Annotated in this window: 3 protein-coding genes; all 3 read left to right on the top strand. The window is 47.9% G+C overall.

Going from position 1 to position 2,136, the window contains the following annotated elements; translation table 11 throughout:
• Window positions 1–836, top strand: an 836-nt coding sequence (locus tag ACYUJT_RS25340; protein ID WP_460327698.1) for a hypothetical protein, incomplete at its 5' end; no start/stop codon positions are given.
• Between the two features lie 97 nt (window positions 837–933).
• Entirely contained in the window at window positions 934–1,146 is a 213-nt protein-coding gene (locus tag ACYUJT_RS25335; RefSeq protein ID WP_460327696.1) for an LPXTG cell wall anchor domain-containing protein, read from the top strand.
• Window positions 1,147–1,249: 103 nt separating this feature from the next.
• On the top strand, window positions 1,250–1,954 hold the full coding sequence (locus ACYUJT_RS25330; protein ID WP_460327694.1) for a class D sortase: 705 nt from the start codon (window positions 1,250–1,252) through the stop codon (window positions 1,952–1,954).
• The last annotated feature ends 182 nt before the right edge of the window (window positions 1,955–2,136 follow it).

Below are 2,136 nucleotides of genomic sequence, written 5' to 3'. Positions count from 1 at the left end.
ACACCGACACCGACACCGACACCGACACCGACACCGACACCGACACCGACACCGACACCAACACCAACACCAACACCAACACCAACACCAACACCAACACCAACACCAACACCAACACCAACACCAACACCAACACCAACACCAACACCAACACCAACACCAACACCAACACCAACACCAACACCGACACCGACACCGACACCGACACCGACACCGACACCGACGCCGAAGCCAACGCCGACACCGAAGCCAACGCCGACGCCAAAGCCAACGCCGACGCCAAAGCCAACGCCGACACCGAAGCCAACGCCGACGCCAAAGCCAACGCCGACACCGAAGCCAACGCCGACACCGAAGCCAACGCTGACGCCAAAGCCAACGCCGACACCGAAGCCAACGCCGACGCCAAAGCCAACGCTGACGCCAAAGCCAACGCCGACACCGAAGCCAACGCCGACGCCAAAGCCAACGCCGACACCGAAGCCAACGCCAACGCCAACACCAACACCAACACCAACACCAACACCAACACCAACACCAACACCAACACCAACACCAACACCAACACCAACACCAACACCAACACCAACACCAGAACCAACACCGACGCCGAAGCCAACACCGACACCGACACCGACACCAACGCCGACACCAACACCGACACCGACACCGACACCGACGCCGAAGCCAACGCCGACACCAACACCAACACCAACGCCAACACCAACACCAACACCAGAGCCAACGCCGACTCCAACATCCACCCCAACACCAAGACCTACATCTACTCCGTCATCAGGTTCCAGAGGAGGATATGTCCATACACCAGCTCCTAGCCCAACGCCATCACCAAGTCCAAGCCCTAGTCCAACTCCAAGCCCTAGTCCAACTCCGTCCCCGTTCCCGACTGTTAGCCCAACCCCGGAGCCAACGATAGCGCCAGTTCAGGATACTTTACTGCCAGAAGTCGATCCAGAGGATCAACCGCCTTCTAGTAAGCCAGACAAACCGGATAAAATTGACGATGTATCTTTAGCAACGCTGCCTAAAACCGGGGAAGCAAGCTCTTTGCCATATTATATTGCCGGGCTTGGTACAGCGATTATAGGATTCTTTTTAAGAAGAAAAAGCAAAAAATCCAGTTAACCGATTTCTGAAGAAGTAAGGAGGTTATCCTCTTTACTTCTTTATTTTGAATAGTAGAAATGATTAGTTACGAATAAACGCCCTTGCGATGAAGGAGAGTACTATGAAAAAAGTGATTTCCTATACATTAATCGTGCTCGGCTTGCTCATCATGTTTTATCCTAAAGCCAATGAATATTATGAAAATGCTCAAACACAAGAGCTTTTACAAGCCGTAGATAGTGAAGCAAACTCTGAATATAGTGATATGGCAATTGAATCGAAGCTTCTATTAGAATATCAGAGTGCTTCCCGAGTGCTGGAAGAAATACCCTCCGCAGAAGAACCAAGCGGTAGCTTAAGTGATCAAATATCACACGATCAAGAGGAAGGAGCCGCTTCAATCAGCGAAGCAAACGGTTCAAAAGCGATAGCAGTTATTAAAATAGCTAAAATAAAGCTAAATTTACCTGTATTAGAGGGAGCTACCAAAACTAATATGAAATACGCTGCAGCACATTTAAAAGAGACGGATCCATTAGGAGAGCGTGGTAATGCGGCAATTGCGGCGCATCGGGCCAGAACTAAAGGAAGACTGTTTAATCGTCTGAATGAAATAGAGGTTGGGGATGAAATTGTCGTCGAGATAGGGAATAAGAGTTACGTGTATGAAACCGACAAGATTTCGATCGTAAAGCCGACGGATGTTTCTGTTCTAAAAAGAGATGCTGATAATAATACAATACTTACATTAATAACATGCGATCCATTAATTAATCCCACGCATCGGCTTATCGTTAGGGCCAAACTAAAGGAATCGATACTTTAAGTTTAACCCAGATTTTTCAAATTGTTTTTAGCGGGGAATTCTGATATATTAATTATTACCGTTTCACGGAGCGCTTTTGATAGAAAAGAAAAACGAAATAAAAAAAGTGCTTGCTATCCAAAAAGAAACGTGCTATATTATAAGAGTTGCCGCTGAAACAACGGTAACGAACGAGAACAAAG

The organism is Paenibacillus sp. YSY-4.3, assembly GCF_054767475.1.
The sequence above is the reverse complement of the archived record's forward strand: the minus strand, read 5'-3'. Positions and strand labels throughout refer to the sequence as shown.